At 63.3% G+C, this 24,894-nt stretch carries 18 protein-coding genes; 9 read left to right on the forward strand and 9 right to left on the reverse strand.

Annotated features, from left to right (window positions below):
* Position 1: 1 nt before the first annotated feature.
* From IE188_RS13545 to IE188_RS13555, 3 genes are all read right to left on the reverse strand, one after another.
* Entirely contained in the window at positions 2–9,745 is a 9,744-nt protein-coding gene (locus IE188_RS13545) for a DUF6603 domain-containing protein (RefSeq protein ID WP_191287048.1), read from the reverse strand.
* Positions 9,742–10,563, reverse strand: a complete 822-nt coding sequence (locus IE188_RS13550; protein ID WP_191287049.1) for a hypothetical protein — start codon at positions 10,561–10,563, stop codon at positions 9,742–9,744. The genes IE188_RS13545 and IE188_RS13550 overlap by 4 nt, the downstream gene beginning before the upstream one ends.
* Positions 10,564–10,632: 69 nt before the next feature.
* Positions 10,633–10,830, reverse strand: a complete 198-nt coding sequence (locus IE188_RS13555; protein ID WP_191287050.1) for a hypothetical protein — start codon at positions 10,828–10,830, stop codon at positions 10,633–10,635.
* A gap of 215 nt (positions 10,831–11,045) precedes the next feature.
* Between IE188_RS13555 and IE188_RS13560 the strand changes: the two genes are divergently transcribed.
* The 6 genes from IE188_RS13560 to IE188_RS13585 all read left to right on the forward strand — a co-directional run bounded on the left by IE188_RS13560 (position 11,046) and on the right by IE188_RS13585 (position 16,362).
* A complete protein-coding gene (locus IE188_RS13560) occupies positions 11,046–11,702 on the forward strand; it encodes an ABC transporter ATP-binding protein (protein WP_191287051.1) in 657 nt (218 codons plus the stop codon).
* Positions 11,699–14,074 (forward strand): ABC transporter permease, encoded by a 2,376-nt coding sequence (locus IE188_RS13565; RefSeq protein WP_191287052.1) that lies wholly within the window; start codon positions 11,699–11,701, stop codon positions 14,072–14,074. The genes IE188_RS13560 and IE188_RS13565 overlap by 4 nt, the downstream gene beginning before the upstream one ends.
* Entirely contained in the window at positions 14,064–15,104 is a 1,041-nt protein-coding gene (locus IE188_RS13570) for a lipocalin-like domain-containing protein (RefSeq protein ID WP_191287053.1), read from the forward strand. Before IE188_RS13565 ends, IE188_RS13570 begins: the two co-directional genes overlap by 11 nt.
* A complete protein-coding gene (locus tag IE188_RS13575) occupies positions 15,101–15,604 on the forward strand; it encodes a CIA30 family protein (RefSeq protein ID WP_229836831.1) in 504 nt (167 codons plus the stop codon). Before IE188_RS13570 ends, IE188_RS13575 begins: the two co-directional genes overlap by 4 nt.
* A 164-nt stretch (positions 15,605–15,768) precedes the next feature.
* On the forward strand, positions 15,769–15,966 hold the full coding sequence (locus IE188_RS13580) for a hypothetical protein (protein ID WP_191287054.1): 198 nt from the start codon (positions 15,769–15,771) through the stop codon (positions 15,964–15,966).
* A 12-nt stretch (positions 15,967–15,978) separates the two neighbouring features.
* Positions 15,979–16,362: a hypothetical protein gene (locus IE188_RS13585; protein WP_191287055.1), complete on the forward strand. Its 384-nt coding sequence runs from the start codon at positions 15,979–15,981 to the stop codon at positions 16,360–16,362.
* Here IE188_RS13585 and IE188_RS13590 read toward each other — a convergent pair.
* From IE188_RS13590 to IE188_RS13610, 5 genes are all read right to left on the reverse strand, one after another.
* The gene (locus IE188_RS13590) at positions 16,314–17,369 is read right to left on the reverse strand and encodes an ABC transporter ATP-binding protein (protein ID WP_191287056.1); all 1,056 of its coding nucleotides are present in this window, start codon (positions 17,367–17,369) and stop codon (positions 16,314–16,316) included. The two genes, IE188_RS13585 and IE188_RS13590, sit on opposite strands and share 49 nt — an antisense overlap.
* 1 nt (position 17,370) lies before the next feature.
* Complete coding sequence (ugpE, locus tag IE188_RS13595) at positions 17,371–18,207, reverse strand: sn-glycerol-3-phosphate ABC transporter permease UgpE (RefSeq protein WP_191287072.1); 837 nt, start codon at positions 18,205–18,207, stop codon at positions 17,371–17,373.
* A gap of 20 nt (positions 18,208–18,227) precedes the next feature.
* The gene (ugpA, locus tag IE188_RS13600) at positions 18,228–19,109 is read right to left on the reverse strand and encodes a sn-glycerol-3-phosphate ABC transporter permease UgpA (RefSeq protein ID WP_191287057.1); all 882 of its coding nucleotides are present in this window, start codon (positions 19,107–19,109) and stop codon (positions 18,228–18,230) included.
* 57 nt (positions 19,110–19,166) lie between these two features.
* Positions 19,167–20,477, reverse strand: coding sequence for a sn-glycerol-3-phosphate ABC transporter substrate-binding protein UgpB (gene ugpB / locus IE188_RS13605; protein ID WP_191287058.1), 1,311 nt, complete (start codon positions 20,475–20,477; stop codon positions 19,167–19,169).
* Positions 20,478–20,599: 122 nt separating this feature from the next.
* Positions 20,600–20,752, reverse strand: coding sequence for a hypothetical protein (locus tag IE188_RS13610; RefSeq protein ID WP_191287059.1), 153 nt, complete (start codon positions 20,750–20,752; stop codon positions 20,600–20,602).
* 245 nt (positions 20,753–20,997) lie between these two features.
* Here IE188_RS13610 and IE188_RS13615 point away from each other — a divergent pair, with 245 nt between their 5' ends.
* The gene (locus tag IE188_RS13615) at positions 20,998–22,116 is read left to right on the forward strand and encodes a Hint domain-containing protein (RefSeq protein ID WP_191287060.1); all 1,119 of its coding nucleotides are present in this window, start codon (positions 20,998–21,000) and stop codon (positions 22,114–22,116) included.
* Between the two features lie 399 nt (positions 22,117–22,515).
* Positions 22,516–23,232 (forward strand): L,D-transpeptidase, encoded by a 717-nt coding sequence (locus tag IE188_RS13620; protein ID WP_191287061.1) that lies wholly within the window; start codon positions 22,516–22,518, stop codon positions 23,230–23,232.
* Positions 23,233–23,244: 12 nt separating this feature from the next.
* On the opposite strand, the gene IE188_RS13625 is transcribed toward IE188_RS13620, so the two are convergent.
* Positions 23,245–23,532, reverse strand: coding sequence for a hypothetical protein (locus IE188_RS13625; RefSeq protein WP_191287062.1), 288 nt, complete (start codon positions 23,530–23,532; stop codon positions 23,245–23,247).
* Between the two features lie 275 nt (positions 23,533–23,807).
* Here IE188_RS13625 and IE188_RS13630 point away from each other — a divergent pair, with 275 nt between their 5' ends.
* Positions 23,808–24,875 carry a DUF1963 domain-containing protein gene (locus IE188_RS13630; RefSeq protein ID WP_191287063.1) on the forward strand — a complete coding sequence of 356 codons (1,068 nt, stop codon included), beginning with the start codon at positions 23,808–23,810 and terminating at the stop codon, positions 24,873–24,875.
* Positions 24,876–24,894: the final 19 nt, after the last annotated feature.

A 24,894-nucleotide genomic window follows, 5' to 3' on the forward strand; every position in this document is an offset into this window, starting at 1 on the left:
GTCAGCAGGCCTCCTCTTTCTTCTTCGCCTTCGGCTTCGTCCATTTGATGCTCACAGGCTTGCCACCCGCCGCGCGGGGGCGATCCAGCAGGTCTTCGACGCTGCGACTGTCCAGAAGCGCGGCGAACCGGTCCGCGTCGCCATCGGCCAGCATCACCCCGGCCAACCGGCCCGGCGCCTTGCTTTCGACGCCGACACTGACGGGGCCACCGTCCTCGGTCGGCGCAAGGCTCAGGATCAACGCGGACCGCGCGCCCAGATGGGCCACCACGGGGGCCGCGCCGGTTTCCTTGGCACCGGTCAGGGCCAGCGCGAAATCGCGGGCGCCGTCCGGGTCCACAGGCCCTTCCAGCTGCAGGACCAGCAACGGCTGGAACGTATCGAACCGGGTGGTGATCCGGCCCTGCCGGGTCAGCTTCGCGGCCTTGATCCAGCCCAGACCCGCGACCTCGTCACGCCGTCCGATCCGCGCGCCCGCGGTATGGACCGACCCGCCGGGGAACAAGGCGCGGCTCCAGCCGACAAAGGCCAGTTCCTGCTCGGCCATCCAGCCGGTGACACCGCTTTTCGCGCCACCATCACCCAATGCTTCGACGATGATCCGCGACGTGCGGCCGGGCAGGCTGACCCGCCCGCGCACCGGCGTGCCGGTCTCAAGCACCGCACCGCCAAGCCCGATCGCCGTCACCCGCACCGCCCCGCCCGAGGTCGCGATGGTGCCGGCCCCAAGGCGTGGGTCCGAGCGACGGGCGGCGGGCATGTCAAAGATCGCGATCTCGCCGGGTGCCAGCCGCGCGTCGTCTGATGCGGCGCGGCGCGCGGGCCCGGTGGCCACCCGGTCGAACGCTGCCAGCCGTTCGGCGGCCGCGCCGTCCTGACCCAGACCGGCGACGAAACTCGTATTGGCACGGGCCGATTGCGTCACCGGCGCGTGGGTGCCCGCGATCACCGTCTTGTCGCCCCGCGCCGCCGTGTCGACACGGGTCAGAACCGCCGGCATTTGCCGCGGCAGCCTTGCCTGCATCGCGGCAAGGCTGGGCGCGGCGACACGGACGGTCTGCTCCGCCCCCTTGATCGTCGTGATCCGCGCCGCCGCCTCCGCCCGGATTTCCGGGCTGAGGATTGCCGCCGCACGTGGTGGTTTCACCGACAGGTCCAATTCCTTCACCGGCGCGGCGGTCAGGACGCTGCCCCGCGTGACCGGCTCGGGTTCCACCAGCCGTTCGCCCAGCGATCCGATCCGCCCCGGCGCAACCCGCGCATTCGCACGCCCCGCCAGCGCCGCCTTGCCCATGCCGTTGTCCGCCAGGATGGTCTGCTCCAATGCGAACACCTGACTGGGGTCCAGCCCACCGGGCACCGTCGCGACCAGCCCGCCAATATCGGCCAGGAAACCGGGGCGCACCGTGGCCTCGGTGACGAACGGCAGGGGTTTGCGCGGCCCGGCCTCGACCTGATTGAACGCGATCTCGGGCGGCAGCCGCCCCACGCGCGAGGGCTTCACCGTCATATGCGCACCTTCCAGCGCGTCCAGCACCTCGCCCTTGGGCATGGACTTGTTGTCCATCTCCTGCGGCGGTCCCCAGACGGCCACCGGGAATTTGCCGGTGTAACGGCCCAGCACGGTGACGCCGGTTTCATTAATCCGCTCGGCCTGCGTATCGACCCGGATCAGCGACAGCGACAGCTCCGCCTCGTCCAGCGAGGCATTGATCGGCGGAAGTCCCAGTGGCAGGGTCGAGAAATTTTGCGGGCTGGCATTGCCCACCACCAAACGGTCGGCGGGCAAGGTGGTCGTCACTGTCATCTCGAACTCGCTCAACACCTCGAACGGGTGCGCGACGGACCCGTCCGCCGTGCCTTCCTCGCCGCCCGGCGGCAAGGCTCCGTTGCCCGCGATGGCCGACACGGCGCGCGCGGTGCCGGGTGTTGCCTCTTCAAGATATTTGACGACGAAATCGGTCCAGGAGATGTAGTTGGGCGACGACTGCTGCTTGGCGCCGAACTTCACCTTCAGCTTGACCGGCCCCACCTTGAACTTCGCCTCGCCCCGGAACTCCGGCCCTTCCACATAGATGCTGGCGCCCAGGCTGATCTTGATGGTGATCTTGCCGATCCAGACATCAATCGTGACGCCGGCCGAGATTCTTGCATAGGCCTCGGCCTCGTATCGGAACGGATCGAAATAGATGATCACATCGCAGCCATAGGCCAAATGCGCCCAGGCCGGTCCCAGCGTGGCTGACGCTTCCAGCCCGCCGCCCGCCATGATCGCCTCAGACGTCAGGGCGAAATAGTTGCCGCCCTTTATGACGATGTTGCTGACCGGCTGCCAATGGAAGCCAAGTCGCGGCACGACGGGATAGCCATCGCGGTGGAATTTCGGGTGATAGCCGCCGAAGGTCAGCACGAACTCGCCCTTCTTCGGCCCGCCAAACCACGAGACATAGGCAAACCCCCCGGTCAGCCGCACGCTTTCATGCAGCAGCCAGGAATTGTCTGTCAATTGGGCCTGTATCCAGATCACGCCCTCTTCGGTCGAGAAGCGGGCGACGAGCGCAATCTCGATCGACACCAGCCGGAACTGTGGGCGCGGCAGGGCCATCCGGGCCAGGCCAAAGATGTTCAACTCGAACCCGTTTCCGAATTCGACCGCGACGACCGCCACGCCATCGACGATCATGAAACTGGTGAAGCTGATCCCGGCGGCAAACCAGAACGTGCCCTTGCGGGGCGGGAAGGTGACGCGCACACTGTCCATTTCCGCCATCGGGTCCGACGGGGCCGAGGCGCTGGGATCCAGCGCCCGGATCATCACGAATTCATCGAACTTTGACAGATCGTCGGGCACGATGATCTCGCGGTTGATGCCGAAGCCGCCGCCGATCCCGGTCAGGAAGAACGCAGGCGGCCCGCCGATGGGACCAACCACCGCGCCATAGGCGAAAAAGGCGGTGTAACGCCCCTCGTCCCCTTCCTCGATCGACGCATAGCCGCCATAGATCGACAGCCCATAGGCCGCGAACCGCGCCAGCAACATGCCGACATATTCGACATTCTCGGGGTTGCCGGGGTCCGAATATTTCCGCAGCCCGCCGGCCAGTTGCACGCCTGACAGATCCGCACTGACCGCCAGACCGGCCAGATCGACGCTCCAACTGCCGGGGTCATAGACGGGCCCGGCATCCAGCGAATAGGTCAGTTGCAGATCATCCACCGCCGCCGTCAGCCCGGCAATCGAGATATTGCCGTCAAACAGAAGCGAAATCTTCTCAAGCTCTTCGCCGGTCTGCGTGACACCCAGCCCGACCTGATCGACATAAAGCGGCCCAAAGCCCTTCTTGATCGACAGCCACCACGGCCCGTCGCCTTCGCCCGCCGACAGGCGCACCATCACCGGGTCGGACCCGTGCTTCTGGATCGCCAGCGCCGGACTGAACATCGGTGCCAACGCCTGCCCACTGTCCGAGCTTTCGTCCATGATCCCCTGCGCCACCGGGTTGCCGCCCGTCCCGTCCGAGCCACTGACCGCAAGGTCGGACAGTTGCACCTGCACCCCGCCCGCCGCCGGGCCGTTGCCGATCCGGCCAAACAGGTGCAGCGCAATGGAGCCGAGCGACAGGCCGAAATCCACCAGCGGCCCACCATCCTTGCCGATCCTGACACCCAACCCATTGGCGGCTATCGACGGCGCAAAGCCCAGCGTCGGGCTTGTCTCGACCAGCCCGATCACGATCCCCGCAGGCGGCGCGTCCTTGATCCAGCGGCTGTCATTCTCGATCGACACGACCACGTCGCCCGTGGTCAAGGGCAGGCGCGAGGTCAGCCCGACATTTACCCCGATGGCGTTTCCGTCGCGCGCAAGACCAATGGTCAGGATGCTGTCAATCGTGACCGATGGCCCCGCGTCGGCAAAGTTTTCGATCAGCCGGATCATCCGCGCGATGAAACTGTCGCGAATATCCTCGGCGCTCTGCCCCGGTGTGGGGATCAGTTGGAACAGCGCCAGATCAAGCTGGCTGGTGTCGCCATCCAGCAGGATCACACCTTCCAGCAGATCCTCGATATCGCTTGAGCCGCTGCCGGGAATCTGGGTCTCCAACAGGTCTTGCACGGGGTCGGTCTGGCGCAGGAAATCGACCACCAGACCCAGCGTCAACGTCAACAGGCCCGAGGCGACGCTGGCCGGGTCCGACACAGGCCCGTCGCCATCGTCGAACACGACCTCGAACCCCAAGGGCGCAAGGATCGTGCGCAGCGTCAGCACCTGCACCCCGTCGCCAGCAATCGCCAGACCAAGCCCGACGAAGGGCACCGCGATGCCCTCGCCCACCTCGAACGAGACCACGGGGAACAGGCTGGCACCGCCCGCGTCAATCGACGCGGGCCCGATGCTGCCGGTAAATTCGTCCAGTCCGGCTGCATCAAATGCCATCGCCGTAGTGATCGTGTCGACAAACGGCACCCCGGTGTCAGAATAGCCAACGGCGAACCGGAACGGCCCGGTCTCAAGCGACAGGGTGATCGGGCCTGCGGCGAGGTCCAGCCCGGTCGCATTCGCGCTTGCCGTCACCCCAACCGGCAGAACCGGCGCAAGCGCGCTGGCCAGCGCGTTCAAGGCGCCGGTGGTGATCGCGGGCCACCGCGCGGCAAGCTCGCCTTCCGGGTCATTTGCCCAGGCCGACAGGCGCGGGCCGGTAAATTCCGGCGGCGTGCCTTCGCGCAAGACCAGCGCATCACCCACCGCCGCCACCACATCGCCCGCCGTGCCGCCCGCATCCACAATCGCGTTCAGTGCAAGCGGCAGCGCGGTTTCAACCGCCGTACTGGCCAGTGCCGCAAGGCCGGGTGTGTTGGGATAGAGCGGCAGGTCGGTGCCGCTGGCGTTGCGCAGAAACAGGCTGACATCGGGGGCGATCTCCAGATGCACGGCGCTGCGCCCCTCGATGGCGCTTGGCAGCCCGGCGAAAATGGCGATGTTGGGCACGACCGGCCCGGTATCGGCGATCAGCAGCCCGAACCGACCCCCGAAGGCCAGTTGCTCGGCCCCGCCACCAATGGCGTCACTGTCCAGCGCCAGCGCCAGATCCAGCACCCCGCCCGCACCGCTGAGTTCGATTGCGACGCCATCGGCCACATCCCAGCGCCCCGGCGCGCCCGGCAGGCCAAGGAACGGGCGAAGCGCATCGAAGGCCGCGCCCACGCGACCCGCGTCATAGCCCCCGGCAAGGCCGAACACCGCATCGCTTTTCAGCCAACCGACCGGATCGCGGAACAGCCTGATTGGGGTGATCATCGCTCGCTTGCCCTCAGGGTCCGGGTCGGCCAACAGTCCGAGCAGTTCAAGCAATCCGTCGATGACCAGCCTCGCGCCATCATCCTGATCGCGCATGTACTCCACGCCGAACTTGACGGCGCTGGCGATGGTCAGTGGTGCGCCCTCACGTATCAGGACGTCGGCATCGCCATTGGGCCAGATTGGCAGGCTGACCGACGCAGAACCAGACGGGGACCAGTCCAGCCGAATTTCCAACGGATCGAGCGAGGCCGTCAGCGCACCTGAGGCCCCGCCGATACTCAAATCCGCAGTGACCGGCCCGGCCGCAGCAGCGCTTGCCGAGATGGCCCAACCGGGCAGCCCCAGCGCCGGGGCCGACCCGGCCAACGAAAAGCTGACAGACCGTGCGGCGATATTAATGTCCAGCCCCGGAATACCCGCGAAAATCGTGTCGGCGGCATCTTGCAGGTCCAAAACGCGCGCGGCACTGAGCAACGCATCGCGCACCTGTGCATCGGGTTCATGCAGCACCCGGTCCAGCGCCGTGGCCACCAGCCCGCCCAGATCGTCCACGACGCCAATGGCGCGCAGCAGGTCAGCCAGCGCGCCCATCTCGGGGCTGGGATCGGCCAAAATCTCGGTGATGACCGATGACAGAAGCACCCGCACCTCGGGCAACGCGGTGGTGACGACGCCCTCGGCGGCGGCAGCCCCTGCTTCGCGCAAGGTCCAGACATCGCGGGCTAAACCAAAGACCGCCGCGTCATGCAACCTGATTTCCGCCTCGACCGGTCCCGAAGCGCCCAGTGGCACCGCGATGTCGGCGGCAATCCAGCGCAATTCCTGCGCCGCCCCCGCGCCGGACCCCGGCCCGCCGATCAGCCAGCCACCGTCACGGCGGATTTCCAGATGCAGCCTGACGCTGCGTTCGTCTGTCAGCGATGGCAGCGGATCCAGCGCGATGGCGCCAAGTTCGACCGTCACATGACCCGACACGGACAAGCCGCCGCTGGTGGGCGTGATTGGCAACACAAGCCCGAACCCCGCGCCGGTCACAGCCGCCCCAGCGTCGAAGGCGGCTTGTTCGACCGCGCGTTCGCTCAGCCCCGCAGCGGCGGCAGCCGTCAAACCGGCGCGAATGGCGGACCGGTCAAACGCGCCATAGGCGCAATGCAGATCCAGCCCCACCCCCGCCCCGGTCGGCAGGTTGGCGGGCGGGCTGAGCTCTGCCGCCGGATCGGCAAAACGCGACAGCCCCGACAGCGCCCCCAGCGCCGCGCGGGCAACCGCAAGTGCATTGTCATCCGGTATGGCGGGATCTTCGGGAGGCATAAGGCCCAGGAAGGTCCGCAGGGCTTCCGCGCCGGGATTGAGGTCAAAGATCGAAAACGCCACCGGGGACAAGGCCATTCCAAGGGTCAGCAGCCGGTTGACCGACCCCGCCCCCACGCTTTCTGCGGCCAGCCACGCCGCATGAGACGCCGCCGCGTCGGCAACCACCGCCACATCGCCACCCGCGGTCGAAAACGCCGCAAAGATCCGCGCCAGCCGCTCGGCCTGCCCGCCGGTTCCGTCAGGGTCACCTAACACAAGCGCCACATCCGCGCGCGGCCCCAGTACGATGAACCAGTCGCCGGGTGCGGGCGTCGGGGCTTCGAACGTGTCGGGTGCGCGACCGGCGGGGCGCAGGTCGATCCGTCGATCCTCGGGCGCGGTCGCAAACGGGAAAGCGTCCGCCTCGCGCGCCACGGCCACGTGCAGGATGGTGCCCGGCAACACGCCAAAGACCGTGACCAGATCAACCGCATCGCGCAGCCCGGCGCTGGCGACATCGGGCAACTCGTGGCGTGTGGCACCTGTTGGAAGGCTCTCGGGCGGCGCGATCAGGCCATCGGTGCCCGACAGACGCGCCTCAAGCGCGGTGATCCCGGCGGCCAGCGCATCCGTGCGTGCACGAGAGTCCGCCAACCCCTCGCGCGTGGCAAGTTCGACCACAATGCCCGCAGCCAGGCTGGCGGCATCCAGCGGTGCATCACCCGGCCGCCACAGCCTCAGCGCCTCGGACTGCACCAGCCCGCCACCCGGCACCGCCCGTCCCGGCATCGTCCACAGCCCAAGCGCGGGGCCGCCCAGTTCCGGCACAAGGTCAAGCCGGAACGGATCGGTCGGCGCTCCCCGCCCGGACAGCGCGCCGAACCGGTCACGGCTGCCGGACAGCACGCGACCAAGGGGTTCAAGCAGCCTGCGCAGCGACCCGCCCGGATCGCTGATCAGCCGGCCCAGCCAGGCACGCAGCGCGGCATCGGGATCGGCGATCAGCTCGGACAACGCCAGTCGGTGGATCGTGGAGTTCTCGGCCAAAACACTCGCGCGCCGCCAGCCGATGGCGGTCAGGATATCCACCGCCCACGGCGTGGCGAACGAGGCACCGATCAGGCCGATCAACTCTTCGATGGCGTCCCATTGTTCGGGGCTCAGGGCGTCGAAGCCCTGATCGAAGTCGGGTATCTCCAGCGGGATCTCGATCTCGCTGACGATCATGGCCGGGTTGGGTGCGGCGAAGCTGACCGCCAGCCCGCCCGTTGCGCTCCAGCCAAAGCGGGCGCTGACCCGGTCTGCGGCAATCGCCAGCGGATCGTCCCCCAAGGCGGTGCGCCGCGTGCCACGCCCGCGCGCGTCGATGGCCAGCGTGACCTCGGCGGCAAAGGCGGCGTCCGGCGCGGCAAGATCCGCGCGCAGGATCTGGATCTCAAGACTCGTGTCCAGCACCGTGCAGCGTTCGCCCAGTTCCGATTGGGTCGCGGTGAGGCCCAACGCGACCTCGACCACGCCCGGATCGGGTTGACGTATCAGCAACGCCACCGGCCCGGAGATCCCGATGCGCCACGGGGCTTCGACACTGCCATCGCCGGTGACAGGATCGGCCGCCAGCGCCGCATCGGCCAGAAGCCCGCGCAGCGCGCCCAATACCTCGGGAATATCGCCGGCATGACTGCTGAGAAGTCCCAGCCAATGGTCACGCACCGCCGCCAGCGGATCGGCCAGAAAGGCCGACAGGTCCAATGTCGGCAAGCCGGGGGCGCCAGCGGGCGGCGCAATGCCCAACAGGACCGAGATCGCCGTGCCAGGCGGCCCAAGCTGCGCCAAAAGGTCGGCGATCACGTCACTAATCAGGGTGGTGCCCACCTCGGCAATGGCGTCGGGCGTGGACAGGTCCAGCACCTCATAGCTGTTGCCCGCGATCACCACCTGATCCAGTGCCAGCACCGCGATGGGCTGACGCAGAGGGCCAAGGGCAATGCCCGCCCGCAAGGCTTCGATGCCGGGATCGCCCGCAAGGATCGGCGCGCCGGGACTGCCCAGCCTGAGCTGCGCCGACAGCGCAGGCACGGCCATTGCCGCCCCGCTGCCCAGATCCAGCTTCAGAAGGTCCGCGACCACCTCAACCCGCGCATTGCCTTGCGTGATCCCGAAGGAAATCGACGGCGTGACCACCGGCCGCCCGGTTGGCCCCGTCACGACCGCAATCGCCAGATCAACACTGACCCCGCCGCCCAGGTCTATTTCCAACGTGTCACCCGACAGGTTGGCCGCGCCGCCGATCAGGTCTGCGGCCGCCTGCATCCAGGTCGCCTTGGCGGTGGTGTCGCCCATCAAGGCGGCAAACCAGTCCGCCAACACCTCCGGCCCCTGATTGACCAGCCCCTCGATGGGCAGGGGCGGCACCGTGCCGGCCAGCCCCAGAAGCTCGGCCAAGGCGGTGATCTGCGGCGTGGCCCCGCCATCGGCCATCGCCTGAATGATGCCCAGGATCAGTTCAAGCGCGGCCTCGTCCAGCGTATCTAGGTCCGACACCGACAGCACAAAGTCGCGCGGCGCGGCAAAGCCCGGCAGGAACAGACCACCAAGCGTCAGCGCGACCGAGGGGTCGCCATCGCCCGCCGCCGTCGGCGTGGTGAAGGCCAGACCAATGGCGCGCAACCCCGCCGCCCCGCCGGGCGGATTGGGATCAACGACAATCTCGCTGGCCAGAATGATCTTGCCACCCGGATGACCGATCAACACCGGGTCGGACACCGAATGGCCCTGTTTCGCCGCCCGAAACAGCGGCACGCAGAACGAGGTTGCAGTGTCGGGATCCGTCGTCTTCAACCGCACGCCAAGGCCGATGTGAACCTCGGTCTCGGGTGCGTCGTCAATCACGAAATAGAAGATTGCCGCGCCATCGTCGCTGACCACGATGGGCAGCCATTGATGGCCCTCGGCGTCGATCTCGGTCTCGCCCTCCAGCAGCCGGTCCATCACCGCCAGCAGCGCCTCGCGCTGGGTCTGATTGGCCAGCATCGTCTTCAGATAGGCAATCGGATCGGCCAGCCAGTCGTCGTTCAGCGCGCCGCTTTCACCTGCAAAGCCGAGCGCCTTCAGGACGTCTTCCAGATCACCGAAATCCGCAGCATCAAGGCTCATGGCGCCCTCCGGTCAAATCCGTGCCGCGCCATGGTGCCGATGGACAACCCCTCGGCCCCGGCGCGCAGGTTGAAGGCGATCAACCCCCGCCGGTCGGTATCCTGCCCGGCCCGGCTGGCCAGCACCTCGGTCAGGGTCAGTACGGCCCCCCAGGCAAAGGCGATCAGGGCATCCGCCCAGATCTCGACGATCGCTTCCGGGCCGATGGGGCGCATGGGCGTCGTGGCCATCAGCCCCGCGGGACGCTTTTCAGACCCGACGGCAAAGGGCACGACGATCAGCGCGTCATTCGTCTGATCCGTCTTGACGGGAATACGCACAAGGATGCGTCCCGGCTCGGTCACGAGCGACACACGGCGGGCAATCACCAGCATCTCGCTGTCCCCCAGCACCCAGACCGTCTGGCCGGCACCCGCCAGCTTGACCGCCGCGCCACGCACCAACGTCGCCACGGTTTTCGGAGCAAGATCAATCTGCGGTCCGAGCTTCCCGGTGTCGACCGGGGCGTCAGGCACCAGATGCGGACAGCGTTTCCTGAGCGTTGCGAACAGCTTGTCGCACATCTCATCGATGTCCTTGCCCGGCTTCTGTTCCTGATCCTTTCCCGGCTCCTTTCCCGGCGCGCGTTCAAGCAGCCGGTCTATCGCCTCGCGCAGCGCGCCGTGGCCAACCAACGTTTCGAGATCGTCAAGATAGGGTTCGGACAATTCGGGCCGGGGAGCCTTCGGTGGACGCACCACACCCGGTTTGCCCGGCTCTATCTTGCCCGGCGTCCTGCCCGGCTTGCGGTCGCGTCGTTTTCCGGGTGTTTTCGCCATACCTATCCCCTTCGCTTACCGGCAATTCCGGCAAGCGTGATCTGCGTTCACGTCGATAGGTACGCCGCGTCAGTCTTTGCCAGGTGCCGGCATCACGCGATCGGAAATAAAGCCCAGAACAGCCCACAGGACGACAAATCCCACAAGCTCCAGGCTAAAACTGCCCCATTTGAAGAAAAGCTGTGCCGTGATCAGCGCGATCACGAACGGCACGAATTCGGCGCGAAGCGCGCGTGCCAAACCGAAATTAGAGATAAGCGTAAACATATCACTCCATTTCGCACAACAAACTCATTGAATGGTTCCAGCCTGCGCCTCGGCAGGTCAGCCTGTCAACCTTAATGAGAAATCGCACCAAAAGGGACCGATTTCCGCCGACCTGACAATCCACCTGCCCTAAGTCATCCAACCCACCCCCCTGCCACGTATACCTGTCAATCGCGCCGAAAAAGGCTAACCTGCGGGCCGGACAGGAGAATGCAATGCTGCTTGAGTTGGACGACGTGCACAAATCTTTTCGCGACAGCGAAACCCGTGTGCCCGTCCTGCAAGGGGTCAGCTTCACGCTCGCGGCGGGCCAGACACTTGCCCTGACCGGCGAATCCGGCAGCGGCAAAAGCACCCTACTGCACATTGCCAGCGGGCTGGAGCAGCCAGATCAGGGCCGCGTGCTTCTGTCAGGCACGGACCTGACGCGGCTGAACGATCGCGCCCGCGCTTCCCTGCGCCGAAGCGAGATCGCGCTGGTCTTTCAGCAGTTCAACCTGATCCCCTCGCTGACCGTTGCGGCGAATATCGGGTTCCAGGCGCGGCTGGCGGGCCGTGCGGATCAGGACCATATCGGCCGGATCGTGACGGCGTTGGGCCTGTCCGACCAGATGACAAAATACCCCGAGGCGCTGTCGGGCGGGCAACAGCAGCGCGTCGCCATCGCCCGTGCGCTTGCCGCCAAGCCCAAGCTGTTGCTGGCCGATGAGCCCACCGGAAATCTGGACGAAGGCACAGCCGAGGGCGTTCTGGACCAGATGATGCACCTGGTCGCCGCAACCGGGGCCGCGCTTCTGATCGTCACCCATTCGCGGCTGATCGCGGGTCGGATGGACCGGCAACTGCACCTCAGCCGGGGGCGTCTGACATGACCCGCGCCTGTCTGTCGGCCCTGATGTCCCATTGGCGGCGCAATCCGGTGCAGATCTTCGCCTATCTGGCCGGGCTTGCGCTGGCCACCGCGCTGTGGTCCGGCGTGCAAGCCATCAACGCCGAGGCCCGCGCCAGCTATGACGCCGCCGAAACCACGCTGGGCGAGGCACAGTTCGACCGCCTGGTGTCACGACAGGGCGCGTCGATTGATCAAGACACCTATCTGGCGCTCAGGCGAGCGGGCTGGCAGGTTTCCCCTGTAATCGAAGGGCGTCTGGGCGCTGTGCGTGTCGTGGGGATCGACCCGATCACCTCGCCCACCGGGTTTGGCGCGCTCGACGCAGGCGGGCCCTTGCCGCTGGATTTCACCGGCCCCGCGCAGCTTTTCGCGAATGCTCAAACCGCGCGTGACCTGCCCGATGACGTCACGGTGACCCTGACCCCCGACATCGCCTCCGGCGTGGCGCTTGGCGACGTGGGCATCGTGCAGCGCCTTCTGGGCCGCGATGACCTGTCTTACCTGACCGTTGCGCCGATGCAGCCGATGGGCCGCCCCGACCTGGCCACGGTCGCGCCAACGCTGCGCCTGCAACCGGCGCAGCAAGGGGCCAGCGTCGCGCAGTTGACCGACAGCTTTCACCTGAACCTGACCGCCTTCGGGCTGCTCAGCTTCGCGGTGGGCCTGTTCATCGTTCACAGCACGATCGGGCTGGCGTTTGAACAGCGCCGCCCGATGATCCGCACCCTGCGCTCGCTGGGCGTGCCGCTCAACACCCTTGTCACCCTGATCACGGCCGAGATGCTGGGCCTTGCCGCCATCGGCGCCCTGATCGGGATCGTGCTGGGTTATCTGATCGCGGCGGTGCTTCTGCCCGATGTGGCCGCAACTCTGCGCGGTCTTTACGGGGCCGAGATATCGGGCACGCTGCAATTGCGCGCCGAATGGTGGCTGTCGGGGCTGGCGATTGCGGTGCTTGGCACGGCGGCTGCACTGGCCGGACGGCTCTGGCAGATCGCCCGAATGCCGCTTCTGGCCAGCGCGCGACCACGGGCCTGGGTCATGGCCTCCGGCGCGCGGCTTCGGGTGCAGGCGCTTGGGGCTACCGCATTGCTGATCGCCGCACTGGCGCTATCCCTGTTCGGCCAAGGGCTGATGGCAGGCTTTGCGCTGCTCGGCTGCCTGCTGATCGGGGCCGCCCTTTTGCTGCCCGTTCTGTTCAACTGGGCCCTTGCGCACCTGCAAACCCTTGCAAAAGGCCCGGTCTGGGGCTGGTTCTGGGCCGATACGCGCCAACAACTGCCCACCCTCAGCCTTGCCCTGATGGCGCTGCTTCTGGCGGTCTCGGCCAATATCGGGGTCTCGACCATGGTGTCGAGCTTCCGCACCACCTTCGTCGCGTTTCTGGATCAACGCCTGGCCCCCGAACTCTTCGTTCAGGTCGACGATGCCGCCCAAAGCGCCCGGCTGGAGGCCTTCCTGACCCAAAACAAGGCCGAGATCCTGCCCCTTCTGTCGACCAAGGCGCAGATCGCCGGGCAACCGACCGACCTCTATGGCGTGCGCGTCGGGCAAACCTATCGCGACAATTGGCAGTTTCTGGGCGCCACCCCTGCCCCGTGGGACGCGGTGCAGGCCGGCACCGCCGTGATCGTCAACGAGCAACTGGCCCGCCGGGCTGACCTGTGGGTGGGCGACAGCGTGCAGATCAGCCCCGACCTTGACCTCCCCATCGCCGCCGTCGTTGGCGATTACGGCAACCCGCATGGGCAGGTCGTCCTGTCCGAAGACCTGTTTCGCACCCTCCATCCCGACCTTGCCCCCCTGCAATTCGGCATCCGCACCGATGACACCGACCAGTTGCGCGCGCAGATCACCGCCGCGCTGGGTATCCCCGACAGCGCGATGATCAATCAAGCCGCGATCAAGGCTATGTCGCTTGCAGTTTTCGACCGTACCTTCACCGTCACCGCCGCGCTGAACGTGCTGACCCTGCTGGTGGCAGGCTTTGCCATCCTGATGACCCTGCTGACCCTTGCCGACCTGCGCCTGCCGCAGCTTGCGCCGGTCTGGGCGTTGGGGCTGACGCGCCGCACGCTGGGCAGGTGCGAGCTGTTGCGCGCCGTCGCGCTTGCCGCGCTGGTGTTTCTGTGCGCCATCCCGCTGGGCCTTGCGCTGGCCTGGGTGCTGCTGACCATCATCAACACGCAAGCGTTTGGCTGGAAACTGCCCATGTATCTGTTCCCGGCGGATTATCTGAAACTGGGCCTTTATGCCCTGATGGCCGCCCTTCTGGCCGCCCTGTGGCCTGCAACGCGCCTGATGCGCACGCGGCCTTCGACCCTGCTGAAAGTGTTTGCGAATGAGGCTTAGACCACTCGCCTTTCTTTGCCTGTGGCCCATCGCCGCCTTGGCGCAGGGGTTCTCCGGCCTTGGCACCGATGCCGAAGGCTTCGCCGTGCCCGCGCCGAACCCCAGTTTTTCCTTTCCCGCCGATCACGGCCCGCACCCCGATTACCGGATCGAGTGGTGGTATCTCACCGCCAACCTGACCGACCCTGACGGAGCACCCTATGGCCTGCAATGGACGCTGTTCCGCTCGGCCCTTGCCCCGGGCGAGGGCGAAGGCTGGCAATCCCCACAGGTCTGGTTCGCCCACGCCGCCGTCACCACCCAAGACACCCATCTGGCAACCGAACGCTTCGCCCGTGGCGGCATCGGACAGGCCGGGGTCACAGCCGACCCGTTCCGCGCCTGGATCGACGAATGGACGCTTGAGGGCGCGGATGTCGACAACCTGACCCTGACCGCGCGCGGACCTGATTTCGCCTATGACATGACCCTGACCGCCGATGGCCCGCTGGTGTTCCATGGCGAGGGCGGGTTCTCGGTCAAATCGATCGAGGGGCAGGCGAGCTACTATTATTCCCAACCCTTCTACCGCATCGAGGGCACGCTGACCCTGCCCGCAGGCCGCGTGCCCGTGTCCGGCACGGCATGGCTTGACCGCGAATGGTCGTCGCAGCCCTTGGCAGAAAATCAGGACGGCTGGGACTGGTTCTCGCTGTCATTTGATGACGGCTCCAAGCTGATGGGGTTTCAACTGCGCCAGTCCGATGGCACGGATTTCACTTCATCCACCTGGATCGCACCAGACGGAACGAGCACGGCCTATCCGAGCGGTGCCTTCCGCGCGGAGCCGCTGGCGCACAGCACGGTGGCCGGGCGCGAGGTCCCGACGCGATGGCAGGTCGCGCTGCCCGACCGAGGCGTCGACGTGACCATTAGCACGCTAAACCCCAACGCGTGGATGGACCTGACCATCCCCTATTGGGAAGGGCCGGTGACGATGTCCGGCAGCCACACCGGGCGCGGCTATCTTGAAATGACGGGATATGAATGACGATGGAACGCGACGGCATGAAAAACACGCTCGACCTTGACCCAAGTTGGGAGTTTGTCGCCGACACCGTGATGGGTGGCGTGTCGCAAGGCGCGATCACGACCGGACCGGTGCACGGTCGCACCGCCACACGTCTAACCGGTCGCGTCTCGCTCGACAACAACGGCGGGTTTGTGCAGATGGCAACGGACCTGAACCCGGACGGCACCGTGCGCGATGCAAGCCACTGGCGCGGATTGGAACTGGACCTCTGCGGCAATGGCGAGACCTACGAGCTGCGCCTGCGCACCGATCACTTGACGCGCCCGTGGCAATCGTATCGCGCGGGCTTCTCCGCAGCCCCTGACTGGGCAACACTGCGTTTTCCCTTTGCGGATTTCACCCCGCACCGCACCGACACCCCCTTTGACCCCGCCCGCCTGCACCGGGTCGGCGTGATCGCCATTGGCCGCGCATTTACCGCCGATATCGCAGTATCTGCCCTGCGACTTTATCGCTGAACGACCAGACGACGCCCTGCCCCGTCGTGACCCGGACCGGGATTCGGGCTAGTTTGACCCTGCCTGCCTGCGGCACGTCTTGGCTCCCGGCCGTGACGCAGATTACCCGCAGCGGCCTTTTCTTCCGATTTCAATGCCAATTCCGCCAATTGACGAGTCTCGTTATGTCCAACAAGCCGACATCTGACGGCGCGCGCAATCTCGATCCGGTCGATCCGGAATACGATGGCAGGCGGATCGTCGGGAAGCTCTTCCTTTCGAATGGTCAACTGCGGCTCGTATCGAAAGCAAGGGGTCATACGATCTACACGTTGGTGACCGATGGGGCAAACGGCAGTTTAAATCGCGTCACCATCGAATAAAGTCACGAAGAGATGGGCCGCGAAGTCGCCAACCGCCATGGTTGGCAGCGCACGGGGCGGCGGATCATGGACCGGGTGGAGCGTGCGCTCGGCGCCGCCGAAGTGCATGATGAGTTCGGCACTCCGTTTGTCTGGCTGTCGGGCACATATCAGGATCGCATCCGGTATCGCGGGCTGGAAAACCGCACCATCCGCGATGTCTCTCGCACCGAGGTCGCGGCTATACTGGACGAGATCAGCGCGGACCTCAAGGCGTCAGAGGATCCGGCAGGAGATCTCGCGCGCCCCGGGCTTGGGAAAACGGTGCAGGCCGCCGTCTGGGCTGCGTCGGTCCGGACAGCCGTGGCTCATGTCTCCAGCCGATGTCCCGTTGCCGGGTCGAAAAGGTGGATGTGACCCGGATCGACGGAAAGCCGCCATGTTGCGCCCTTTTCGCCGATCGCGTGCACGCCTGCGAGGCTGGCGGTGACAAGGTCTCCTGAACTGCTCAGCCGGCCATGCAGGAGCGTATTTGCCCCGAGCGGTTCGGACATCTGGATATGCGCCTGGATCGGTCCGGCGTCGTCAGCGTACAGATGTTCCGGCCGCAAGCCCAGTTTGACCTGACCGTCCGGGACGCCCACGGACCCGATGGAAGCATCGCCCAATTTGACGATGCCGCCTTCGACACGGGCATCAAACACGTTCATCGCCGGGCTGCCGATGAATTGCGCGGCGAACAGGGTGCGGGGGGTTTCATAGACCTCAAGCGGTGTGCCGATCTGCTCTGCTCTGCCTTCGTTCATCACGATCATCCGGTCCGCCATCGTCATCGCTTCGACCTGATCATGTGTCACGTAAAGCGACGTGATCCCAAGCTTGTCCTGCAACTCGCGGATTTCCAGCCGCATCTGGACACGAAGCTTGGCATCGAGGTTCGACAGGGGTTCGTCAAACAGAAACACCGCCGGTTCGCGCACAATCGCGCGCCCCATGGCAACCCGCTGGCGCTGACCGCCTGACAGCGCGCGTGGTTTGCGATCGAGAAGCTCCTCCAGTTGCAGCAATTTGGCGGCGCTCTGCACCTTTGCCTCGATCTCGGCCTTGGGCAGCTTCGCGATCTTCAGCCCGTAGCCCATGTTCTGACGCACCGACATATGCGGATAAAGCGCATAGTTCTGGAACACCATTGCGATGTCGCGGTCCATCGGCTCTTTGTCATTGGCCCGTTCGCCGCCAATCAGAACCTCGCCCGAGGTGACGGTTTCCAGCCCGCCAACCATGCGAAGAAGCGTGGATTTCCCGCAGCCGGACGGGCCGACGATGACGATGAACTCGCCATCCTGTATGTCGGCGTCGATCCCGTGGATGACCTCGGTCGGACCAAAGCTTTTCTTGACGTTTTTAAGGGTAACTGTTGCCATCTTATTTCTCGCTATCGACCAGACCACGCACAAAGAGCTTTTGCATCGACACCACCACGATCACCGGCGGGATCATCGCCAGGATCGAGGTCGCCATGATCGTCGGCCAGTGGGCAAAGTCATCCCCGCTGGGGAACATCTGCTTGATGCCCATCACGATGGTGTTCATTTCCGGGTCGGTGGTGATCAGAAGCGGCCACAGATACTGGTTCCAGCCATAGATGAACAGGATCACGAACAGGGCGGCGATGTTGGTGCGGCTCATCGGCACCACGATGTCCCAGAAAAAGCGCATCGGGCGGGCCCCATCGACGCGCGCGGCCTCGGCCAGTTCATCGGGAATGGTCAGGAAAAACTGGCGAAACAGGAAGGTCGCGGTGGCCGACGCGATCAGCGGAAAGATCAGCCCGGAATAGCTGTTGAGCATCCCGAACCCTGCCACCACCTCATAGGTCGGCACGATCCGCACCTCGACCGGCAGCATCAGGGTCAGGAAGATCATCCAAAAGAAAAACGTCCGCCCCGGAAAGCGGAAGTAAACGATGGCAAAGGCGGACAGAAGCGAGATGATGATCTTGCCCACCGCGATCCCGATCGCCATGATCAGGCTGTTCAGAAGCATGGTCCCGACGGGGACGTTGATGCCCGAAAACAGCGCGTTCTTGTAGTTGATCCAGAGCTGATCGCCCGGCCAGACCGGCATCGGCGGGCGGATGATGTCCGTCTGGGTCACGGTCGAGGCCACGAAGGCCAGCCAGATCGGGAAGAAGATCACCAGCACACCCAGGATCATCAGAACATGGGTCAGCCACAGCCCCGCCCCGCGTTTTTCCACCATGCCTTGATGCGTACGCGCCATCAGTAATGCACCCTTTTCTCGACGAACTTGAACTGAAGCACGGTCAGCAGCCCCACCACGATCAGCAGGATCACCGACTGCGCCGAGCTTGATCCAAGATCCTGCCCGACAAACCCGTCCGAAAAGACCTTGTAAACCAGAATGGTGGTGGTTTGCTGGGGACCGCCCCCGGTGATTGTGTGGATCACGCCGAAGGTTTCAAAAAAGGCATAGACCACGTTGACCACCAGAAGGAAGAACGCGGTCGGAGTGATCAACGGCAGCACGATGCCGAAAAAGCGCCGCCAGAAATGCGCCCCATCAATGGCCGCCGCTTCGATCACGGATCGTGGCACCGACTGCAGGGCCGCAAAGAAGAACAGGAAGTTATAGCTGATCCGCCCCCAGGCCGAGGCCACGACGACCAGCCCCATCGCCTCGTTTCCGTTCAGGACATGGTTCCAGTCATAGCCAAGCTGGCCAAGATACCATGACACCACGCCGACGCGGGTGTTGAACATGAACAGCCACAGCACACCGGCCACGGCGGGCGCCACCGCATAAGGCCAGATCAGAAGCGTGCGGTAAACGCCCGACCCCTTGATCAGCCGATCCGCCAGCACCGCCAGAAACAGCGCCGGGATCATCGAGGCCAGCGTGACAAGAACCGAGAAGACCGCCGTGGTCACGAAAGATGCGCGATAGAACTTGTCCGACAGCAGGTATTCAAAATTGCCCAAGCCCACATATTGCATGGACAGCCCGAACGGGTCCGGGATGAACAGCGATTGCCAGATCGCCTGCCCCGCCGGATAAAAGAAAAACACCGCCGAGATGATGACCTGCGGGGCAATCAGGCAAAGTGGCAGAAGCCACCCCCGGAACGTGACGCGTTTTTCCATTCTGGCCCCCGAGACAGGAAAGACGGGCCGATGTGGCCCGCCTTCTTGATGCGTGATTTACTTGTTGGCTTGCTCGAACCGGCGCAGCAGCGCGTCGCCGCGTTCCTTGGCGCTGTCCATCGCTTCCTGCGCGGTCTTGTCACCGGCCCAGATGGCTTCCAGCTCTTCGTCGATGATGCCGCGGATCTGGTCGAACGACCCCAGACGGATGCCCTTGGAATTGGCGGTCGGCTCGTTGGCCGTCATCTGTTTCACAGCCACATCGGTGCCGGGGTTCGCTTCATAGAAGCCGGCCTCGCGGGTGGCGTCGCCCGCCGCGGCGGTGATCGGCAGATAACCCGTATCCTGGTGCCATTTCGCCTGCACCGGGGTCGAGGACAGGAAGGACAGGAATTCACCCACGCCCTTGTATTCCTCGGCCTCGTGGCCTTGCATCACCCAAAGCGACGCGCCGCCGATGATGGTGTTTTGCGGAGCATTCCCCACGCCTTCCCAATAGGGCAGTGGGCGCACGTCGAAATCAAACTCGGCTTCGGCCTTGATCCCGGCATACCCGGCCGAACTTTCCGTGAACAAGGCACATTCGCCCCCACGGAAGTTCGCGCCACCTTCGTTGCGGCGCCCCGTATAGATGAATTTGCCGTCCTTGGCCCATTCGCCCATTTTCGCCAGATGCGCCACCTGCGCTTCGCCATTCAGCGCAAGCTCGGTGTCCAGCCCGGCAAATCCGTTGTCCCGGGTGGCAAATGGCACGTCGTGATAGGCCGACAGGTTTTCCAGGTGAATCCAGCTTTGCCAGGCGGTGACCAGCGGGCAATCCTCGCCGCCGGCTTTCAGCTGCTCCAGCACCTCGTCCACCTTCTGCCAGGTCGACAGGTCGGTGTCGGGGTCGACGCCCGCCGCTTCCATCGCGTCACGGTTCACCCACAGAACCGGCGTGGACGAGTTGAAGGGCAGGGACAGCATCTGACCATCGGTGGTGGTGTAATAGCCTTTGACCGCGCCGATATAGGCGTCGGGGTCGAACTCGGCCCCGCTTTCGGCCATCACCTCATAGACAGGCTTGATCGCCCCTTCGGCAGCCATCATCGTGGCGGTGCCCACTTCGAACACCATCAGCACATGGGGCTGTTCGCCCGCGCGGAAGGCTGCGATCCCGGCGTTCAGCGTTTCGGAATAGTTGCCCTTGTGGCTTGCCACGACGGTAAAGTCGCTCTGGCTTGCGTTGAACTCTTCAACCTGTGCGGCGACCAACTCACCCAAACGCCCGGTGAAAGCATGCCAGAACTGGATTTCAGTCTGCGCCGACGCGGCAATGGGCGACAAGGCGGTGGTTGCGGCGATGGCGCCGAGCAAGAATTTTCTCATGTTACTCTCCCGTGCAACGTTTCAATGTGTCTTTCGGCCGACAAGACGCCGAGTCGGCACGTTCGATAGTTACGAGTGTATTGTCACAATTTTATAATTCAAACTTTCAGTCCCCGTGAGACCTAGACCACCCCGGCCAGATCGCGGACAAAGCCGACTTCGTCGCGCACAGTCTGAACGGCATTTTTGCAGTTTTCAGAGATTTCGGACTGTTTGCCGCGTGGATTGCTTTTGGCTCGGCTGACAGCCAAATCCTCAAGAAATGTGCAGGTCATGTCATTCAATCCCGACCCAAACGTCCCGCATTCCTGACTCAGTTTGAAAAGCGGCTGTTCGTCCTTGGTGCGGCGGATTCAACGAAAGAGCCCGAAGTGACCGATGCTACCCGTCATGCGAATGTCAGCTGTCGTCCGCCAATGCGAGGCAGTCGACATCTCTGTTTCCTCCGATAAATTGCGCTTTTGCGCAAAAACACTTATTAGTTATCCAGTGTTCCTTTTTTATTCGCCAGGGTGTAATAATGCCTGTCTTTGAGCTGTATAGTCCCGACGCCCTTGCTGGTCTCATTGGCGGTTCTGGTACCGTTACGCTGACCGAGCCCTATGATCCAGCGACTGACACGATCCTGACGATTGATGATGACGACGGTCTATTGGGTGGAGACCGATTTGCCAATGAAGATGGTGATGACGACAACCAATACGGTCAGGCTGTTTTGGGTGATGGCACGATCATCGGCTCACTCGCGGGCGGAAGCGAGACCACGGCCTATTCAGAGTGGGAATATACGCTGACCGCCACCATCAATGGTGAATTGGTCACCGTCCAATTGTATGAGATAGAAATAGACACAAATCCAGCAAGCACCCAAGGGTCCGGCACCCTCGTAGGGTATTTGCCGTCGATACCGCTCGTGCCCGGCGTGGCGTATAGCTTTACCCGAGAAAACACCACGCCGACAAATTCCGACTCTTATGCTGGGATCATCGGCGCGGTTTGTTTTACGCGCGGCACACTGATCGAGACGGCTGATGGGCGACTACCGATTGAAGCGCTGTCGGTCGGCGACACGGCTGTGACAACTGAAGGACCAGCCAAAATCCGCTGGATCGGGTCGCACATCTATCAGGCCAATGCCCTATTCGAGAACCCCAAACTATTGCCGGTGCGTATGGTCGCGGGGGCCTTGGGCAACGGGCTGCCGCGGCGCGATTTGCTGACCTCACGTCAGCATCGCATGTTGGTGTCCTCAAAGATCGTGCAACGGGTTTGCGGCACCGATGAAGCACTGATCGCGGCCATCAAACTGACAGACCTGCCGGGCATCTTTCTCGACGACAGCATTGAAGAGGTTGAATATTTCCACATCCTTTTTGACCGTCACGAGGTGATTTTTGCTGAAGGCGCACCCAGCGAAAGCCTCTTTGCTGGACCAGAGGCGCTACGGACGCTGCCGAAAGAAGCACGCGAAGAAGTGTTTACCATCTTCCCTGAACTGATTGATTTAGCGTTTCAGCCAAAGCCAGCGCGGGTGATACCTGACGGATCAACCCAGAAGACGATCATCAGGCGGCATCTGAAGAATAGCAAGCCGCTGCTTGATCCCAAAAGTGCCCGTCCGCTGAACCCGACCTGTTGAATCGGCGCGAGGCTTGCTACGCTGCTTGGGCAGCGTAGCGCGAGTGGATGAGTTCGTCGAGGCGTGTGATCTTGTGGTCGGCGATGCTGCTTACTGGTCGTGTTTGGTGTGCAAGCGGATAGTTTAAACGCCCAAACTCATACGTTTCTGTCGCGGGCAAAACCGACCGTTTGTGACCCAGCCCATTCATCCAAAGCCGCCATTGGCGCAACCGAAGCGAAAGGCAGTAACGTCCCGCTAAGCTGCCATTCGCAATAGCGTGCCCAACCAATGGGGATATTCAGTCACGTTTTCGGGTCGCTTTACGCGGCACACCGGATTTTGACTCGCGATTTGGCTAATGTTGACTAAGTTGGAAAAGTTCGATGATCTGCTCATCTTGAAACGAGGTATCTGCCCATGTTGACCCGACGCCATTTTGTTATCACGTCTGCCGCCCTGTTTTCGGCGCCGATTGCCGCGCCCGTCTGGGCGCAGGATCAGGCGACAACCCCTGCTGCGGTATCAGCGCCGGTCAAAACCAAACGGCGCCCGGTATCGGACAGTTCCAGATGGGCCGCTTATGATGCGCAGGTGACGCCCGCGAATTATGACCCGTTTACGTCGAACCCCTGGGGTCTGCACCCACGCTTTTTGCCCAAACTGGTGCAGGCGAATGCGGGCCTGAAACCTGGCGACATTCACGTCGATGCCGTCGCGCGTTATTTGTACCATATTCGCGCGGACGGGACGGCGATGCGCTATGGCGTAGCGATTGGGCGCGGTGATTTGTACGAACCCGGCACCTTCACGATCCGCCGCAAGGCAAAGTGGCCGATCTGGATTCCCACCAAGGATATGGTGAAGCGCGACCCCAAAACCTATGGCCCGCTTGAGGACGGAATGGATGGTGGTCCGCGCAACCCGTTGGGGGCACGGGCGTTTTATCTTTATAAGGGCAACCGCGACACCTATCTGCGGATCCATGGCTCACCCGTGCCGCGGTCCATTGGTGGTCGGGCAAGCTCGGGCTGTGTGCGCATGGTGATGGCGCATATCATCGGGCTGTATGATCAGGTTGAAACCGGCGTGACCGCGCATCTTTATCCGGCAGAAAGCATAACGGCGCGCAGCTAAGCGCGCCGAGTGTCATGCGGCAGGGGCCTCGTCGCGTTTGACGCAGATCGGCTGACCCTTGCGGTTGCGCAGGGGCAGATAGGTCGTTTCGACCGGCCCTTGATAGCGATAGACGAAACACCCGTCCGCATTGTTGAGCCGCACATCGCTGAGGTCTTGCCCCGGCGCCGCAATCGCGCGCACGTTTTCCGGCACTGTCCCCATCGACCGCGTGTCCGACCCGCCGGTGGCCCCTTCCGGGCTGACACAAGCCGAGAGCGAAACCACTGTTGCACCCAACAGAATACCCAACTTCTTCATCACAATGTCCCCATAGACTTCTTTTGGGGAAGGATGGGGGATTTTCGGGCAGAGGGGAAGGGGGTTGTTAGGATGGGTGGCAGAGTTCGTCTTGCTTGTAACACGGGTTCGAGTGAGTGGTGAAACTCGATCAATCTCTGCTTAGAGCCCAAACTCACCGATGCTGCAAGCTGCGCGAATGTTTGGTTTGACAGACCTGTTGATGTCGGCCTTTAAACACTCGGCAGTAGTTTGAACTACTAAACGAAATATTGGCAGAGCAAAGGGCGCATTCTTTGAAACAAGCTTCCGTTATTCTGAAACGACAAGTTCCCATTCGCTTCGATGAAGCGCCTCGATCTTGGCTGGGTGGACTTCCAATGATGCCAAGCCTCACGAAGTGGCCACGCGACGGTGAAGGTGCTCCACTGCACTTTATCGCACAGATTTGCTGCGATGAGTTACCCCAAACGCTCTGGAATGGTTTGGGACCGCGCAAAGGCTGGCTATTGCTCTTTGTGGAGACCCTAAAGTTTGAAGATCATGCCGAAAACAAAACCGTACAGGTCTTACACACCTCTAGTTTAGGCTCCGAACACCAACCACCAAAGGATGCGCCTACCGTCCGCCACTCGATGTCCGATTATATCAACTACACGTCCCCCAAGATCAGGCCAGATGTCCCGAAGTTCTGGCGCAGATGGCCTATCGACATCGTTGTACAAGAGTTTACATTTGACGAGACCGACCCTGAAAGGCACAACCGTCCCGCGATTCAGGGTGAAGATCTCTATGAAGCACCTGTGGCGCAAAACGGCTCTTACAATAAAATTTCTTCCGCATTAGATCGACCGCTAACATGGCGTGGTGCACGCTATGTTGTCGAAGGTATCTTAAGAGATTTGAAACCGGATGAGTTCGAGCGCAGCTTTGTCGGGAATTGCGGATTGCTGAGTGCGCCTGAATTTGACCGTGATGGGTTAACGAAAGAGATAAGCAAGCGTGCCAAGAAAAGCCCGGATTACCAAGGTGGGCCCGTCCAAAAATTTGGCCGTTACAGCGCACTTTATGCAAGCATCGAACCAAAGGTGCGCGCCGAACGTCGTAAAGGATGGGTCAAAAGGGCGTATGCGTATTTTGATTCGGAGATCGCCCAGTTTACGGTCGTAAAGAGGAAGCTTGCTCTGGCACACGCATTTGCGGCCATCAAGAAGAAGCTTGGCCTAGCACACGCAAAAGGTCAGAATGAGCCGGTTGCAAAGATGGGTAGCGTCATATTGTCGATGAAAGGAGTGCTGTGGAACATCGAGCGATTTAAAGGGTGTCTGACGTCAGCGCCAATGGGACAGATTAGGCTGAATTGATAAGAGAGGGTTTCTGGCT

The organism is Aliiroseovarius zhejiangensis (genome assembly GCF_014656375.1).
Lineage (GTDB): Bacteria > Pseudomonadota > Alphaproteobacteria > Rhodobacterales > Rhodobacteraceae > Aliiroseovarius > Aliiroseovarius zhejiangensis.

Coding starts and splice junctions, on each gene's coding strand:
- IE188_RS13545 (WP_191287048.1), bottom strand. CDS start 9,745: ATGAGCCTTGATGCTGCGGATTTCGGTGATCTGGAAGACGTCCTGAAG.
- IE188_RS13550 (WP_191287049.1), bottom strand. CDS start 10,563: ATGGCGAAAACACCCGGAAAACGACGCGACCGCAAGCCGGGCAGGACG.
- IE188_RS13555 (WP_191287050.1), bottom strand. CDS start 10,830: ATGTTTACGCTTATCTCTAATTTCGGTTTGGCACGCGCGCTTCGCGCC.
- IE188_RS13560 (WP_191287051.1), top strand. CDS start 11,046: ATGCTGCTTGAGTTGGACGACGTGCACAAATCTTTTCGCGACAGCGAA.
- IE188_RS13565 (WP_191287052.1), top strand. CDS start 11,699: ATGACCCGCGCCTGTCTGTCGGCCCTGATGTCCCATTGGCGGCGCAAT.
- IE188_RS13570 (WP_191287053.1), top strand. CDS start 14,064: ATGAGGCTTAGACCACTCGCCTTTCTTTGCCTGTGGCCCATCGCCGCC.
- IE188_RS13575 (WP_229836831.1), top strand. CDS start 15,101: ATGACGATGGAACGCGACGGCATGAAAAACACGCTCGACCTTGACCCA.
- IE188_RS13580 (WP_191287054.1), top strand. CDS start 15,769: ATGTCCAACAAGCCGACATCTGACGGCGCGCGCAATCTCGATCCGGTC.
- IE188_RS13585 (WP_191287055.1), top strand. CDS start 15,979: ATGGGCCGCGAAGTCGCCAACCGCCATGGTTGGCAGCGCACGGGGCGG.
- IE188_RS13590 (WP_191287056.1), bottom strand. CDS start 17,369: ATGGCAACAGTTACCCTTAAAAACGTCAAGAAAAGCTTTGGTCCGACC.
- ugpE (WP_191287072.1), bottom strand. CDS start 18,207: ATGGTGGAAAAACGCGGGGCGGGGCTGTGGCTGACCCATGTTCTGATG.
- ugpA (WP_191287057.1), bottom strand. CDS start 19,109: ATGGAAAAACGCGTCACGTTCCGGGGGTGGCTTCTGCCACTTTGCCTG.
- ugpB (WP_191287058.1), bottom strand. CDS start 20,477: ATGAGAAAATTCTTGCTCGGCGCCATCGCCGCAACCACCGCCTTGTCG.
- IE188_RS13610 (WP_191287059.1), bottom strand. CDS start 20,752: ATGACCTGCACATTTCTTGAGGATTTGGCTGTCAGCCGAGCCAAAAGC.
- IE188_RS13615 (WP_191287060.1), top strand. CDS start 20,998: ATGCCTGTCTTTGAGCTGTATAGTCCCGACGCCCTTGCTGGTCTCATT.
- IE188_RS13620 (WP_191287061.1), top strand. CDS start 22,516: ATGTTGACCCGACGCCATTTTGTTATCACGTCTGCCGCCCTGTTTTCG.
- IE188_RS13625 (WP_191287062.1), bottom strand. CDS start 23,532: ATGAAGAAGTTGGGTATTCTGTTGGGTGCAACAGTGGTTTCGCTCTCG.